This is a genomic window from Enterobacter sp. UCD-UG_FMILLET, from assembly GCF_000762975.1.
In the GTDB taxonomy this organism is placed as follows: Bacteria; Pseudomonadota; Gammaproteobacteria; order Enterobacterales; family Enterobacteriaceae; genus Enterobacter; species Enterobacter dykesii.
Map to the genome: position 1 here is coordinate 254,290 of NZ_JRJC01000008.1, position 13,933 is coordinate 268,222.

Annotated in this window: 15 protein-coding genes; 9 read left to right on the forward strand and 6 right to left on the reverse strand. The window is 56.5% G+C overall.

Features of this window, described 5'->3' with window-relative positions; translation table 11 throughout:
* The first annotated feature begins 13 nt into the window (after positions 1–13).
* From budA to LA04_RS03780, 5 genes are all read left to right on the forward strand, one after another.
* Entirely contained in the window at positions 14–793 is a 780-nt protein-coding gene (budA, locus tag LA04_RS03760) for an acetolactate decarboxylase (RefSeq protein ID WP_047650518.1), read from the forward strand.
* Positions 765–2,486, forward strand: coding sequence for an acetolactate synthase AlsS (alsS, locus tag LA04_RS03765; RefSeq protein WP_438286736.1), 1,722 nt, complete (start codon positions 765–767; stop codon positions 2,484–2,486). The genes budA and alsS overlap by 29 nt, the downstream gene beginning before the upstream one ends.
* Before the next feature lie 20 nt (positions 2,487–2,506).
* On the forward strand, positions 2,507–3,277 hold the full coding sequence (locus LA04_RS03770) for a (S)-acetoin forming diacetyl reductase (RefSeq protein WP_024906954.1): 771 nt from the start codon (positions 2,507–2,509) through the stop codon (positions 3,275–3,277).
* A gap of 131 nt (positions 3,278–3,408) precedes the next feature.
* The gene (locus tag LA04_RS03775; protein ID WP_047650520.1) at positions 3,409–3,882 is read left to right on the forward strand and encodes a cold-shock protein; all 474 of its coding nucleotides are present in this window, start codon (positions 3,409–3,411) and stop codon (positions 3,880–3,882) included.
* 108 nt (positions 3,883–3,990) lie between these two features.
* Positions 3,991–4,689: a GNAT family N-acetyltransferase gene (locus LA04_RS03780; RefSeq protein WP_047650667.1), complete on the forward strand. Its 699-nt coding sequence runs from the start codon at positions 3,991–3,993 to the stop codon at positions 4,687–4,689.
* A 33-nt stretch (positions 4,690–4,722) separates the two neighbouring features.
* On the opposite strand, the gene LA04_RS03785 is transcribed toward LA04_RS03780, so the two are convergent.
* The 5 genes from LA04_RS03785 to LA04_RS03805 all read right to left on the reverse strand — a co-directional run bounded on the left by LA04_RS03785 (position 4,723) and on the right by LA04_RS03805 (position 9,325).
* Entirely contained in the window at positions 4,723–6,417 is a 1,695-nt protein-coding gene (locus LA04_RS03785; protein WP_047650521.1) for a thiamine pyrophosphate-binding protein, read from the reverse strand.
* A 33-nt stretch (positions 6,418–6,450) separates the two neighbouring features.
* Positions 6,451–7,191, reverse strand: a complete 741-nt coding sequence (locus tag LA04_RS03790; RefSeq protein ID WP_047650522.1) for an SDR family oxidoreductase — start codon at positions 7,189–7,191, stop codon at positions 6,451–6,453.
* A 328-nt stretch (positions 7,192–7,519) separates the two neighbouring features.
* On the reverse strand, positions 7,520–8,167 hold the full coding sequence (locus LA04_RS03795; RefSeq protein ID WP_047650523.1) for an anti-sigma factor: 648 nt from the start codon (positions 8,165–8,167) through the stop codon (positions 7,520–7,522).
* A complete protein-coding gene (locus LA04_RS03800; RefSeq protein ID WP_047650524.1) occupies positions 8,164–8,718 on the reverse strand; it encodes an RNA polymerase sigma factor in 555 nt (184 codons plus the stop codon). The genes LA04_RS03795 and LA04_RS03800 overlap by 4 nt, the downstream gene beginning before the upstream one ends.
* A gap of 43 nt (positions 8,719–8,761) precedes the next feature.
* Entirely contained in the window at positions 8,762–9,325 is a 564-nt protein-coding gene (locus LA04_RS03805; protein WP_047650525.1) for a fasciclin domain-containing protein, read from the reverse strand.
* On the opposite strand from LA04_RS03805, the gene LA04_RS24680 reads away from it, so the two are divergent.
* The 4 genes from LA04_RS24680 (at position 9,255) to LA04_RS03815 (ending at position 12,178) form a co-directional block, all read left to right on the forward strand.
* The gene (locus LA04_RS24680; RefSeq protein WP_200882516.1) at positions 9,255–9,452 is read left to right on the forward strand and encodes a hypothetical protein; all 198 of its coding nucleotides are present in this window, start codon (positions 9,255–9,257) and stop codon (positions 9,450–9,452) included. The genes LA04_RS03805 and LA04_RS24680 overlap by 71 nt on opposite strands.
* A 73-nt stretch (positions 9,453–9,525) precedes the next feature.
* Positions 9,526–9,900 (forward strand): hypothetical protein, encoded by a 375-nt coding sequence (locus LA04_RS24035; RefSeq protein WP_052119515.1) that lies wholly within the window; start codon positions 9,526–9,528, stop codon positions 9,898–9,900.
* Positions 9,897–11,054: a lipase family alpha/beta hydrolase gene (locus LA04_RS03810; RefSeq protein WP_052119516.1), complete on the forward strand. Its 1,158-nt coding sequence runs from the start codon at positions 9,897–9,899 to the stop codon at positions 11,052–11,054. Before LA04_RS24035 ends, LA04_RS03810 begins: the two co-directional genes overlap by 4 nt.
* Complete coding sequence (locus LA04_RS03815; protein WP_052119517.1) at positions 11,051–12,178, forward strand: T6SS immunity protein Tli4 family protein; 1,128 nt, start codon at positions 11,051–11,053, stop codon at positions 12,176–12,178. Before LA04_RS03810 ends, LA04_RS03815 begins: the two co-directional genes overlap by 4 nt.
* A gap of 88 nt (positions 12,179–12,266) precedes the next feature.
* Here LA04_RS03815 and betA read toward each other — a convergent pair whose 3' ends face one another.
* Entirely contained in the window at positions 12,267–13,931 is a 1,665-nt protein-coding gene (betA, locus tag LA04_RS03820) for a choline dehydrogenase (RefSeq protein ID WP_047650526.1), read from the reverse strand.
* Between the last annotated feature and the right edge of the window lie 2 nt (positions 13,932–13,933).

The following is a 13,933-nucleotide window of genomic DNA, read 5'->3' on the forward strand; positions in this document are numbered from 1 at the left end:
GAGGACGAGCACGATGATGCATTCATCTGCCTGCGACTGTGAGGCCAGCCTGTGCGAGACCCTGCGTGGGTTCTCCGCCCAGCATCCTGACAGCGTGATCTATCAGACATCGCTAATGAGCGCCCTGCTAAGCGGCGTGTACGAAGGAGAGACCACCATCGCCGATCTGCTGGCACACGGTGATTTTGGTCTGGGCACCTTCAACGAGCTGGACGGCGAAATGATTGCTTTCAGCAGCCAGGTCTACCAGCTGCGCGCCGACGGCAGCGCCCGCGCCGCGAAGCCAGAGCAGAAAACGCCGTTTGCGGTGATGACCTGGTTCCAGCCGCAGTACCGCAAAACCTTCGATGCGCCGGTCAGCCGTCAGCAGATCCACGACGTCATCGACCAGCAGATCCCCTCCGACAACCTGTTCTGCGCGCTGCGCATCGACGGCAATTTCCGCCACGCCCACACCCGCACCGTACCGCGCCAGAAGCCGCCGTACCGCGCGATGACCGACGTGCTGGACGACCAGCCGGTGTTCCGCTTTAACCAGCGCGAAGGGGTGCTGGTCGGGTTCCGCACGCCGCAGCACATGCAGGGCATTAACGTGGCCGGCTATCACGAGCATTTCATCACGGACGACCGTCAGGGCGGGGGCCATCTGCTCGACTACCAGCTGGAGAGCGGCGTGCTCACCTTTGGGGAAATCCACAAGCTGATGATTGACCTGCCCGCCGACAGCGCGTTTTTACGGGCCAACCTTCACCCCAGCAATCTTGATGCAGCGATCCGTTCCGTCGAAAACTAACAGGAGAACTACCGTGAACAGTGAGAAACAGTCACGTCAGTGGGCGCACGGCGCCGATATGGTTGTCGGCCAGCTGGAAGCGCAGGGCGTGAAGCAGGTGTTCGGGATCCCGGGTGCGAAAATCGACAAGGTCTTTGACTCCCTGCTGGACTCCTCCATCGAGATTATTCCGGTGCGCCACGAAGCCAACGCGGCGTTTATGGCGGCGGCGGTAGGGCGGCTGACCGGCAAGGCCGGGGTAGCTTTGGTGACCTCCGGGCCGGGCTGTTCCAACCTGATCACCGGTATCGCCACCGCCAACAGCGAAGGCGACCCGGTCGTGGCGCTGGGCGGGGCGGTGAAGCGGGCGGATAAAGCCAAGCTGGTGCACCAGAGCATGGACACCGTTGCCATGTTCAGCCCTGTCACCAAATACGCCGTGGAGGTCAGTTCGCCGGACGCGATTGCCGAGGTGGTATCGAACGCGTTTCGCGCCGCCGAGCACGGCAGGCCGGGGGGCGCATTCGTCAGCCTGCCGCAGGATATTGTCGACCAGCCCGCGACGGGGGCGATTTTACCCGCCAGCGGTCCTGCGCTGATGGGCCCGGCACCGGAGTCGGCCATAAACGACGTGGCGAAGCTTATCGAAAAGGCCAAAAACCCGGTCATCCTGCTGGGGTTGATGGCCAGCCAGCCCGCGAACAGCGCCGCGCTGCGCAAGCTGCTGGAGAAAAGCCGTATTCCGGTCACCAGCACCTATCAGGCCGCCGGGGCGGTGAACCAGGAGCACTTCACCCGCTTCGCCGGACGCGTCGGCCTGTTCAATAACCAGGCTGGCGACCGGCTGCTGCATCTGGCGGACCTGATTATCTGCATCGGCTACAGTCCGGTGGAATACGAGCCGTCCATGTGGAACAGCGGCGACGCGACGCTGGTGCATATCGATGTGCTGCCCGCCTATGAAGAGCGTAACTACGTCCCGGATCTGGAGCTGGTGGGGGACATCGCCGAAACGCTGAACCTGCTCGCTAACCGCATCGATCGTAAACTCGAACTGAGCCAGCGGGCCTCCGAAATTCTGGTCGATCGCCAGCACCAGCGCGATCTGCTCGATCGCCGCGGCGCCTCGCTTAACCAGTTTGCCCTGCACCCGCTGCGCATCGTGCGCGCCATGCAGGACATCGTGAATAACGACGTGACGCTCACCGTTGATATGGGCAGCTTCCACATCTGGATCGCCCGCTACCTCTACAGCTTCCGGGCGCGTCAGGTGATGATCTCCAACGGTCAGCAGACCATGGGCGTCGCGCTGCCGTGGGCGATTGGCGCGTGGCTGGTGAACCCGGGCCGCAAGGTGGTTTCGGTCTCCGGTGACGGCGGCTTCCTGCAGTCGAGCATGGAGCTGGAAACCGCGGTGCGCCTCAATGCCAACGTGCTGCACATCATCTGGGTGGATAACGGCTACAACATGGTGGCGATTCAGGAAGAGAAAAAATACCAGCGGCTTTCCGGCGTCGAGTTCGGCCCGGTCGATTTCAAAGTCTATGCCGACGCCTTTGGCGCGAAAGGCTTTGCCGTGGAGAGCGCCGACGCGCTGGAACCCACGCTGCGTGCTGCGATGGACGTTGATGGCCCTGCCGTGGTGGCCATTCCCGTCGACTACAGCGATAACCCGCTGCTGATGGGCCAGCTCCATCTCAGCCAGATTTTGTGACTCAATATAAGGACAGAGAAATGCAAAAAGTTGCTCTCGTAACCGGCTCAGGCCAGGGGATTGGTAAAGCGATCGCGCTTCGCCTGGTGAAAGACGGCTTTGCCGTCGCCATCGCCGACTATAACGTTGAGACGGCAAGAGCCGTCGCCGATGAAATCATCCGTAACGGCGGCAACGCCGTCGCCGTGAAGGTCGATGTCTCTGACCGCGAACAGGTGTTTGCGGCGGTGGAGAAAGCGCGCACCGCGCTGGGCGGCTTTAACGTGATCGTGAATAACGCCGGGATTGCGCCGTCCACCCCCATCGAATCCATCACGCCGGACATTGTCGACAAGGTCTACAACATCAACGTGAAAGGGGTGATCTGGGGGATCCAGGCCGCGATTGACGCGTTTCGCAAAGAGGGGCACGGCGGCAAGATCATCAACGCCTGCTCCCAGGCGGGCCACACCGGCAACCCGGAGCTGGCGGTCTACAGTTCCAGCAAGTTCGCGGTGCGCGGCTTAACCCAGACCGCCGCGCGGGATCTCGCGCCGCTGGGGATCACCGTTAACGCCTACTGCCCGGGCATCGTTAAAACGCCAATGTGGGCGGAAATCGACCGTCAGGTCTCCGAGGCGGCGGGTAAACCGCTCGGCTACGGGACCGAAACCTTTGCCAAACGCATCACGCTTGGCCGTTTGTCCGAGCCGGAAGATGTGGCCGCCTGCGTTTCATACCTGGCAGGCCCGGATTCCGACTACATGACCGGTCAGTCGCTCTTAATCGATGGTGGAATGGTGTTTAATTAAATTCTAATAAGCTCTGACATGAGTTTTCCCCTGCACCCGTGCAGGGGCTTTTTTTTGTCTCCTCATCCATTGTGCATTACACTGCGCGCTGCAAAACTTTAGTCATTACGATCTGACAGGCGGTAACAGCGATGAACGGTACAATCACAACGTGGTTTAAAGATAAAGGCTTTGGATTTATCAAAGATGAAAACGGTGACAACCGCTATTTTCATGTGATTAAGGTCGCGAACCCCGATCTGATTAAGAAAGATGCCGCGGTGACCTTCGAGCCGACCACCAACAACAAAGGCCTTTCCGCCTATGCGGTGAAGGTGATCCCTGAAAGCAAACATCTCTTTATTGCGGGCGAGCGCGTGAAGCTCACCTCGATCAAATCCTTCGTGGTGTTTAACGAAGAAGAGCCGGTTGATACCAAAATCGACAAAGAGAACGCGGTGCTGTCGGTGGGGCTGCTGATGAACAGCATCAAGCCGAAATCCGAGAAAAAGCCGGGCGAAATGCGCACGGTGAAGAAGCTGGCGATTACCACCTTCCAGAACACGACGCTGATCTTCACCGAAGATGAGATCGACATCGACGCCACGGTGAAGCTGCTGAAGTAATCTTTTTGCCGGGTGGCGGTTCCGCTTTACCCGGCCTGCAAATCCTCTCTTTTCGCACGCTTTTTAACCTGCTATAACAAACTCCTTACCTTTCAGGGAGTCACCGCCGTGCCCGAAATCAATCAACATGGTCAAACCGTTAACGATATCGTTCCCGACTGGAGAGGCGCGCGCGTATTAACCCGCACGCCGCTGTTCGGCCAGTATTGTCGCCTGGAGCCGCTGGATGCCGATCGCCACGCGGCCGATCTCTATGAGGCCTACGCGCTGGGCGACGACAGCGACTGGACGTGGCTTGCCAGCACGCAGCCAGCGAGCGTGGAAGCCACCGCCCACTGGATCGTGGGTAAGGTTATGGACGATGAGCTGGTGCCGTTTGCCGTCATTGATTTACGCACCGAACGCGCGGTGGGGCTGGTGAGCTATATGGCTAACGAGCGGCTGCTGGGGTCGGTGGAGATCGGGCACGTGACCTGGTCGCGCAGGATGAAAGGAACCCGGATGGGCACCGAAACGGTATGGCTGCTGCTGAAAAATGCGTTTGAGCACGGCTACCGGCGCGTCGAGTGGAAGTGCGATTCCATGAATGTTGCGTCGCGCAGCGCGGCGGAGCGGCTGGGGTTTGTCTGGGAAGGTCGCCTGCGCCAGAAGCTGGTGCGCAAAGGGCGCAACCGCGACAGCGATATGCTTTCTGTTATTGACGGCGAGTGGCCGCAAAGAGACGCCGAGCTGCGCGCCTGGCTGGCGGCGGAGAATTTTGACGGGGAAGGGCGGCAGATTAAGCGGCTTGAGGCGTTTCGGTTATAAGTGTTTTATGTAGGGTACATCTGAAACGGTCGATCAATCTGCGGAAATGGCAATTTCGATCAAATTGGTTTTTCCGGACTGTAGCCCCTGCGTCACCGCCGTGGCGATATCCGCGGCCTGGGTCACCCGGCAGCAGCGGATACCCATCGCGGCGCCCAGCGACTGGAAATCAATTCGCGGGTTAATCAGATCCATCCCGATAAAGCGACCCAGCTTTGTCGAACTGTAGCCCGGCTGTCCTTTCATGAAGTTTTTCAGGATGTTGTACTCCAGGTTATTCATCACGATAAAGGTGACGGGCAGATTTTCGTGCGCCGCCGTCCAGAGCGCCTGCGGCGAGTACAGGGAGGCGCCGTCGCCAACCAGACACACTACCGGCTCGCGCCCCAGCCCCAGCGAGTGCCCTACTGCTGCAGGCATTCCCCAGCCCAGACCGCCACCGCGCATAAAGTAGTAGCGCGGGTGCTGCTGGTCGGAAGTAAACCGGCGAACGTGTCTGGCCGTTGCTATCGCCTCGTCGACAATCGTGGTGCCCGGCGGAACGGACTTTATCACCTCGTAGGCCGCGACCATCGGCGAAATCGCCGGGCGCAGCCGCTCGGCTGCCAGACGCTCTTCCTGCAGTTGCCACTCTTTTTCTCGTTCAGCGCGTGCCGCTTTGAGCAGCCGCTGATGCGTCAATTTGCTTGCCACCCGGCGCTGCTCAAGCTTCGGCAACAGTTCCTTCAGGGAGAGTTTTATATCCCCCATCACCGAGAGGCGGGTGGCGTAGGTGCGGCCAAGTTCGTTCATATCCGCCGAGAGCTGATACACCGCGCAGGTTTCCGGAATGGCCTCGCCCTCGCTATACAAAATGGTAATCAGGCTTCTGCCGCCGATGATAAACACCGCATCGTAGGCATTAACGACGCTGGCGATTTCATTTGCGGTGGTGGGCATATTGCCGCGCCAGAGCGCGTGCTGCGTGGGAAAGGGGAGGTTCAACGGCCAGGAGGAGCCGTAGACGTGGGCGCCGAGCGCTTCAGCAAGCTGGACAATCTCCTGCGTCGAGCCGCTGGAGTGAACTTCATCCCCCGCCACAATCATGATCCTGCCGGGGGTAACCTGGCTCAACTCTTCGGCCAGTTCGTCCAGCGAGCCCGCCACGGTGTGGTAGTTCACTTTAGAGGCCGTTTGTATCCCGGCGTCACTCAGCTCTTCCATCACGTTCATTGGCAGGGAAAGTAGCACCGGACCCGCGGGAGGATAGCTGGCGGCGTGAAATGCCCGACGCACCAGCACCGGGAGCTGATCGGCGCTGGTGACCTCCTGCGCCCATTTCACCACCGGCGATCCAATGGAGACAATGTCATCGTACAGGAGCGGGTCACGCACGTAGTGCCGCGTGTCCTGCTGCCCGACGGTGACAACCAGCGGCGTTTTCATGATCCGCGAATTAATGAGATTCCCCATCCCGTGTCCGAGACCGCTGGCGGTATGCAAATTGATAAAACCGGTCTTGCCGGAGGCTTTCGCGTAGCCGTCGGCAATGGCGACCACGCTGCTTTCCTGGAGTGCCAGAATATAGTGAATATTTTCATGGCGAAGAAGGGCATCAATGAGCGGAAGTTCGGTGGTGCCGGGGTTGCCAAAAATATATTCCACACCTTCACTCTCCAGCACTCCAAGGAGAATGTCGGCACCCGATCGCATATTTAAATCTGACAGGGACGTTAATGATTTAATCATAATGACACCTCATTCAGCGTTATTTAACTCATGCTAAAATTCTTCCTGCGTTGGACGGACAATTATTTCATTTACATCAACGTCGCCAGGCTGTTCGATAGCAAATAATACGGCTCTGGCAATCGACTCTGCCGGAATAGCCTGCTTATAAAATTCATGCAGGAACTGTTTGCTCGGGGCATCAGAGCTGCCAAACTGCAGCTCGCTTTCGACGGCACCGGGTGAAATAAGCGTCGTGCGGATGGTTTTACCTGCCTCCTGACGTAAGCCTTCGCTCAGGGCGCGGACGGCGAATTTCGTGGCGCTGTACACCACGCCGCCGGGGGCAAGGACCTTGATACCCGCCACGGAGGCCACGTTAATAAAGTGTCCGCTCCCCTGACGCTGGAATACCGGGAATACAGCGGCGATGCCGTACAGCACGCCTTTGATATTGGTATCGATCATCCGGTCCCACTCGTCGGTTTTCAGCTCGCTGAGGGGGGCAATCGCCATAAAGCCCGCGTTGTTGATCAGAACATCCACGCGCTGGTAGGCGGCAACGGCAGCGTCAATCGCGCGCTGAACCTCCTCCTGTTGGGTCACGTCCGCCTTCACGGCAATCGCCCGGCCGCCCTGCTGAATAATGCGATCCACCAGGGCGTTAATTCTCTCCAGACGACGGGCAACCAGCACCAGGGAAAAAGGTTTATTTGCCAGATGAAGGGCAATGGCCTCACCAATACCGCTGCTGGCACCGGTGATAACAACAACTTTGTTTGCACTATTATTCATGATCTTATCTCACTGTTGTGTGATTCAAAAAAATAAAATGCAGAGAAGGATTAAAGAATGATGACGAATTCTTTAATCCTTTTTAAAATATATTGTATATATCGAATTAAATAGCATTCGATTTAAACTTAATGGAGTTGCAGGGAGAGTGTCAATAAAGTTTCAAATAATAAAATTCATTGCGGTGCTAATATTTAATTCTTATATGTAACAGTCAATATTATGTACAGGATTGAGTATTGAAAAATCTCTCTTTTCTTATCGTTCGGGCGTAAATCCGTAGAAGGCAGATTAAGATGCTCGCGGCCCTGCGAACAAGGCCGGAGGATTAAATCTTGCCGCTGTACAGCACGGGGCCGGTGGGTTGACCGGTGGGTGATCCCCCTTTAGGTTCAAGGCTTATGGCTATCATCGCGTCAGGGGTAAGGGTGTTGTTCCTGAGGGCAACATCAGTCGGTATATCACTTTGCAGCAGCCCAAGGGATATCGGGGCCTTACCGGCAGGAATAAGCCAAAGCTGCAGGCTGTTTTGCGCCGCGACAGCGTTCGGTCTGAGAGGGGTGATGCTCAGAAACTGGCGGCGGCTGTCCGCACTGACGATCCATTGCCCGTGCTGTTGGGCATCGTTGAGCACCATCAGCGGTGCGAGTTCCGGCGTGCGGGTGGAATACCAGGTCACGACGGTAACGGCGGCGAGGCCAGCAGCGACCATCCAGCCGAGATAGGGCCGGCTTTGGCGCAAGGGCTTCCTGGGCGGCAGATCGAGGGCGATCCTCTTCCACACCGTCTCGGGTGGGTTAACGGGCGCGAGATGACTGTCGAGCGTGCTGAACGTCTCCTGCCAGTACGCCACGCGGGCGGCCAGACCGGGCTCCGCGGCAAGCCTTTTCTGGAACTGAAGCCGCGCCCCTCCGCGCAGGGTACCGAGGGCATATTCTGCAGCCAGCATGTCATCGCGTTTTTCGCTGTCATTCATAGGCCCACGCACTCCCGAAGATGATCCATCGCGCGGCGGATCCAGCTTTTTACCGAGCCCACGGGCTGCTGGAGCCAGTCGGCAATGTCGCTGTGGGACATGCCCTGATAGTAGGCGAGCGTAATGCTCTGACGCTGTTCATGACTCAGATGATCCAGACAATGCCTGAGCCGTGCTGCCTGCGCGTCGTCGTGCCAGTTGTTTTGCTCATCGCTTTCGCTCAGCAGAATATCTTCCGAATACGACTCCTCGCGGGCGGCAGCCCGGGTTTGCCCGCTGCGCAGCCAGTCAATACAGCGGTTGCGAACAATATGCGTAAGCCAGGTCATCGGAGAGCTCAGGGCGGCGTTATAGGTTTCGGCTTTACTCCAGACGGTGACAAAACAGTCGTGAAGGATCTCTTCTGCCCAGGCGCGATGGCGTAGCATGCGCAGCGCGACGGCAAACAGGTGAGGCGATGTGAGTCGGTAAAGTTGTTCAAATGCGCGGCGATCGCCGTTTGCGACCGCCTGCATTAATTTCAACTGCTGTTCAGCTAACGCGTTATCCATGTTTTTCCCGGAAGGCAACGTCACACTTCCGAAGTATAGACAACTACTTAGGCATCAGGACGGTATCAATCACATCGATCACGCCATTTTTCTGATGGACGTCATAGGTGCTGATGTTCGCCACGTTACCTTTACCATCCTTGAGCTGAATATTGTGCGGGCCGTTACTCATGATCCACAGCGGTTGACCGTTAACGGTTTTCAGCTCCGCGTGGCCGCCTCCCTGTTTAATTTTCTGCTCCAGCGCTTTCACATCGTAATTACCGGCGATCACGTGATAGGTCAGGATACTGGTGAGCAGCGCTTTATTTTCCGGCTTCACCAGATTGTCGACCGTACCCGCAGGCAATTTCGCAAACGCCGCATCGGTGGGCGCAAAGACGGTGAATGGCCCTTTACTCTGGAGCGTATCCACCAGTCCGGCCGCTTTAACCGCCGCCACCAGCGTGGTGTGATCTTTTGAGTTCACAGCGTTTTCAACAATGTTTTTGCTCGGGAACATTTCCGCTCCGCCCACCATCACGGAGCCTGACGTCATGGCAGCTGATGTGCCTGCACAGAAGAGTAAAGCGCTGGATACGAATGCAATACTGAGTAGCTTTTTCATCATTTATCCTCGGATTAAGGAGCAAAGGCGTTGCTCACATATTCACATACGAGGGCTGGTGGGAAACTGGATGCAGGAGGATGAAAATATTTTGGGAAGGGAGTGGCAAAGTGAATTTGAAAGTTGATTTTGGTTAAGTTCTGTTCGCGGCTTTTATGCGCTAATGCCCTTCTGAATCTACAATATCAGGAACTTAACTCATGGATGACTCTGAAAATCGTGCTTATCATCGGCCCATCTGGGACGACAATGGACGGTTTCATTATGAATTGACCTCCCAGCCAAAAGAAAATAATTACGTGGCGGTTTGCCTTGTGCCGCCGCACAAAATCATTCCGGTTATTTTCATTCCAGGAGTGATGGGATCTAATCTAAAGAACAAAGAGAACAAAGTCTGGCAGTACAGCTTTGAATCACTAAAAAAATGGCCGTTGGCAGGCCCGGAGAAAAGAAAACAGCTTCTTGACCCAAAAACAACATTTGTTGATGACAGCGGGAATATCTTCAATGAGGGGGCTGACGGTAAAAAGTTCCCATCCCGGTGTGTGCGGGGCTGGGAAGTGCGTTTTACATGAGCTACGGCGAGGCGCTTGACCGGTTACAGTACCTGCTCAGTGACGACGATATCCTGTTAGATAATTATTTCCGTGAAGCGCAATTACAAACGGCGCGGCAGCGTTTTACCGGGGTCAGGATCGGTGACGAACCTGCAGAGCAGGTGCTGACGGAAGAAGAAGCGGCGCACGGGCACCACTTTTTATACCCGCTTCATGTTTTTGGCTATAACTGGCTACAGTCGAATGCTGATTCGGCGGCGTTGCTTGGCCAATATATCAGCAAGGTTCTGGGGTTATATCACGGTCGTCTGGCGGTGGACAAAGTCATTCTGGTCACCCATTCGATGGGAGGCCTGGTTGCCCGACATTATTCAGAAAACATGAACGGTCAGAGCAAGATTCTGGGGATTGTCCACGGGGTGATGCCGGACCTTGGCTCGCCAGCAGCTTATCGACGGATGAAAATCGGCGAACGGGGAATTACCGGGATAATTATCGGGGACAGTGCCGAGAAGCTGATGCCGGTGTTGGCCCAGTCTCCCGGCCCGTTACAACTGCTGCCGGGCAAGGCTTACGGTCCTGGCTGGCTGAAAATCGAGAGCGGCGATACGCAACAGTCTCTACCAAAGAGCGATCCGTACACGGAAATATACCTGAACAAAACGGACTGGTGGCGGCTATGTGATAAGGATTTGCTGCTGGGGGATACGAATAGTGAGTGGCAAGATTTTGTTTACCGGATAAAGAATCCAGTTAAAGAATTCATTGAGAAACTGAATGGCAAATACCACCCGCAGACCTGGCTGTTTTATGGTGCGAGTGCAGACAATAAGTCTGATGCTTTTCTGACGTGGAAAGAACGGCCTGCTCTGCGGCCTGTGCCGGTGATGGGCTATCCAGAGCCATCGTCACCGACATATCGGTATGATGCAGGAACAACCTTTGAGTTGATTTCCGCAGGAACGCCCGGCGATGGCACGGTGCCAGTAAAGGCGATCCGGACCAGGTCCCCCAGAATTTTTGGGGTGCTGGCGACCAATGTTGACCATGAAGGGGCCTATGCCGTTGATCCTGTGGATCGCTCCCGTTCAGTTTACAGCGACCTGTCCGACGCCCTGATGTTCACGGTCCGCTCGGTGGTAAAAATCGTGCAGCAGGTGCCGGCACCATGAAAAAATTCCCGTTTCCCCTGCTTATTCCGCTGGCGATGCTGTTGCTGGCGGCAGGATTCTATATTCACAACTTTGTGACGTTTGTTCATACGCCACCAGAATTGACCGCTAAGGAAAAACGTATGGTTGATACCCTGTTTGCCTCCACTAAAGCCCAGTGCGTGGGGCGCTATGTGTTTGAGGTTCCGACCTCTTTTGAAAACACCCGGACCGAAGATGCCAAAATCAATGAGATCAGCATCAGCAGCAAGCGACTTTATCGCCCGGCATTTGAACAACGTATCAGGCTACGAGAGCAGGAGTTGCTGAACGGGCATACAGTGAGGAAAGTGGATCAGCCTTTCTTAAAGCAGGTGTACCGGATCAATGAGAATGCGGTGATCTTTGACAGGAATAGAAATGGGAGTGAAGGAGGATATGGCCGCACTCTGGAAGGGCACCTGTATATAGATGGGGTAGCGTTTATCCTCAGTCAGGATATTATCGATTTATCAGATCCTAAATATCAACAAGATAAGGAGGATTTTATCAATGCTGGTGTCAGTCCTGGCCATATTAATAACAAACCTCAGAAACTAGCAGAGTTACAGGACTTAATGTCCCGTCTGAGCGGGCGAAAAAATGATGAAATCCCGACACAGCCGGGCACCTGTATTTCAGAAGGGTTTATCCGCGACGGGAACGGTAAACCAAAGGAAGACATCACCTTTATTTATCCGCACAGTTCGGTATTTTCTTTTATCGTCTGGAGCAATAATGCTCTGAAAGAAAGCACCACCATGCTGGAGCGAACCGGGGAAATTCAGTCTTATATCAACAGCATTAATGGACGCACATTACGTAAGGGTGAAGCGCAGATTGCCGGTTTCACGGGCAATGAATGGCTGATTACCGCCCCACCAAAAAGATCATCCGATAATCCCTCAGCGCAGCTCATGTTTACAGCCGTAGCGAATGAGACAAATGCAGACTTCATGCATCCCAGTCTTGATCTGACACTCAGCAACGAAATCCCACCCGAAGGAAGCGACACTGCTCCCCCATCAGCCTATAGCGAAGCTGAGCTTGTGGCGATCTGGGATCGCATTACCCGTTCATTTCGTCTCAGGGACAATGCGTTCTGACTGGTACAAATCCCCGGCGGCGACGTCCGGGGATTTTTGTCTATGAAACTGAGGTTTTAATCATCGTTGAAACGTAGGCGGGCGAAACTTAGCGTTTTACCGGTGCCCCGTTCGCCACATAATACGCCGCCGTGCTCTTCGCCAGCGGCTCGCGCCCGCGGATCGCGTCGGCAATTTTTTCGCCAATCATAATAGTGGTGGCGTTCAGGTTGCCGGTGATGATCTGCGGCATGATCGACGCATCCACCACGCGCAGCCCTTCCAGCCCGTGAACGCGGCCTTCGCCATCGACCACCGCCATCTCGTCGTAACCCATCTTGCAGGTGCCGCACGGGTGGAAGGCGGTTTCCGCGTGGTTACGCACGAACTCGTCCAGCTGCTCGTCGGTCTGGCATTCGATACCCGGGCTGATTTCGCGACCGCGATACTTGTCCAGCGCGGGCTGGTGCATGATCTCGCGGGTGATGCGGATAGCGTCGCGGAACTCCTGCCAGTCCTGCTCGTGAGACATATAGTTGAACAGGATCGCCGGATGCTGGTGCGGATCGCGGGACTTGATGCGCACGTGGCCGCGGCTCGGGGAGCGCATGGAGCCAACGTGGCACTGGAAGCCGTGCTCTTTAACCGCGTTCGAACCGTTATAGTTAATCGCTACCGGCAGGAAGTGGTACTGAATGTTGGGCCATTCGAACTCTTCACGGCTGCGGATAAAACCGCCCGCTTCGAAGTGGTTGCTCGCGCCCACGCCGGTGCCGCCAAACAGCCACTCGGCGCCAATCTTCGGCTGGTTCCACCACTGCAGGGCAGGGTAGAGGGAGACCGGCTCTTTGCATTCGTACTGGAGGTACATCTCCAGGTGATCCTGCAGGTTTTCGCCCACGCCGGGCAGGTCGTGCACCAGCGGAATATCGAACTGCTTCAGCAGCTCCGCGCTGCCCACGCCGGAGCGCTGGAGGATCTGCGGGGAGGCAATGGCACCTGCGCACAGCAGCACCTCTTTATTCGCCGTCGCTCTGGACGGGATAGTGCTTTCGCCCTCCAGCCACTCGACGCCCACCGCGCGCTTGCCGTCAAAAATAATATGATCGGTCATGGCGTGAGTGCGGATGGTCAGGTTCGGGCGCTTTTTAGCCTGGTCCAGATAGCCGCGCGCGGTGCTGGCGCGTCGGCCCTGTGGCGTGACCGTGCGGTCCATCGGGCCGAAGCCTTCCTGCTGATAGCCGTTGAGATCGTCCGTGCGCGGGTAGCCCGCCTGCACGCCTGCATCCACCATCGCCTCAAACAGCGGGTTCACGCCCGGTTTCGAGGTGGTAACGCTCACCGGACCGTCGCCGCCGTGATAGTCGTTCGGCCCTACGTCGCGCGTCTCTGCCTTGCGGTAGTAGGGCAGACAGTTGAGGTAGCTCCAGTGCTCAAGGCCAGATTCTTTGGCCCAGTTGTCGAGATCCATCGCGTTACCGCGGATGTAGCACATGCCGTTGATCAGCGACGAGCCGCCCAGCCCTTTGCCGCGTCCGCACTCCATGCGGCGGTTGTTCATGTAAGGCTCTGGCTCGGTTTCATACGCCCAGTTGTAGCGCTTGCCCTGCAGCGGAAACGCCAGCGCGGCGGGCATTTGGGTGCGGAAGTCAAAGCGGTAGTCCGGCCCGCCCGCTTCAAGCAGCAGGACGGTGGTGTTCGGATCTTCAGTCAGTCGCGTTGCCAGCACGTTGCCGGCAGAGCCGGCCCCGATAATGATGTAGTCAAATTGCAAAT

Coding starts and splice junctions, on each gene's coding strand:
- budA (WP_047650518.1), top strand. CDS start 14: ATGATGCATTCATCTGCCTGCGACTGTGAGGCCAGCCTGTGCGAGACC.
- alsS (WP_438286736.1), top strand. CDS start 765: ATGCAGCGATCCGTTCCGTCGAAAACTAACAGGAGAACTACCGTGAAC.
- LA04_RS03770 (WP_024906954.1), top strand. CDS start 2,507: ATGCAAAAAGTTGCTCTCGTAACCGGCTCAGGCCAGGGGATTGGTAAA.
- LA04_RS03775 (WP_047650520.1), top strand. CDS start 3,409: ATGAACGGTACAATCACAACGTGGTTTAAAGATAAAGGCTTTGGATTT.
- LA04_RS03785 (WP_047650521.1), bottom strand. CDS start 6,417: ATGATTAAATCATTAACGTCCCTGTCAGATTTAAATATGCGATCGGGT.
- LA04_RS03790 (WP_047650522.1), bottom strand. CDS start 7,191: ATGAATAATAGTGCAAACAAAGTTGTTGTTATCACCGGTGCCAGCAGC.
- LA04_RS03795 (WP_047650523.1), bottom strand. CDS start 8,167: ATGAATGACAGCGAAAAACGCGATGACATGCTGGCTGCAGAATATGCC.
- LA04_RS03800 (WP_047650524.1), bottom strand. CDS start 8,718: ATGGATAACGCGTTAGCTGAACAGCAGTTGAAATTAATGCAGGCGGTC.
- LA04_RS24680 (WP_200882516.1), top strand. CDS start 9,255: ATGGCAGCTGATGTGCCTGCACAGAAGAGTAAAGCGCTGGATACGAAT.
- LA04_RS03805 (WP_047650525.1), bottom strand. CDS start 9,325: ATGAAAAAGCTACTCAGTATTGCATTCGTATCCAGCGCTTTACTCTTC.
- LA04_RS24035 (WP_052119515.1), top strand. CDS start 9,526: ATGGATGACTCTGAAAATCGTGCTTATCATCGGCCCATCTGGGACGAC.
- LA04_RS03810 (WP_052119516.1), top strand. CDS start 9,897: ATGAGCTACGGCGAGGCGCTTGACCGGTTACAGTACCTGCTCAGTGAC.
- LA04_RS03815 (WP_052119517.1), top strand. CDS start 11,051: ATGAAAAAATTCCCGTTTCCCCTGCTTATTCCGCTGGCGATGCTGTTG.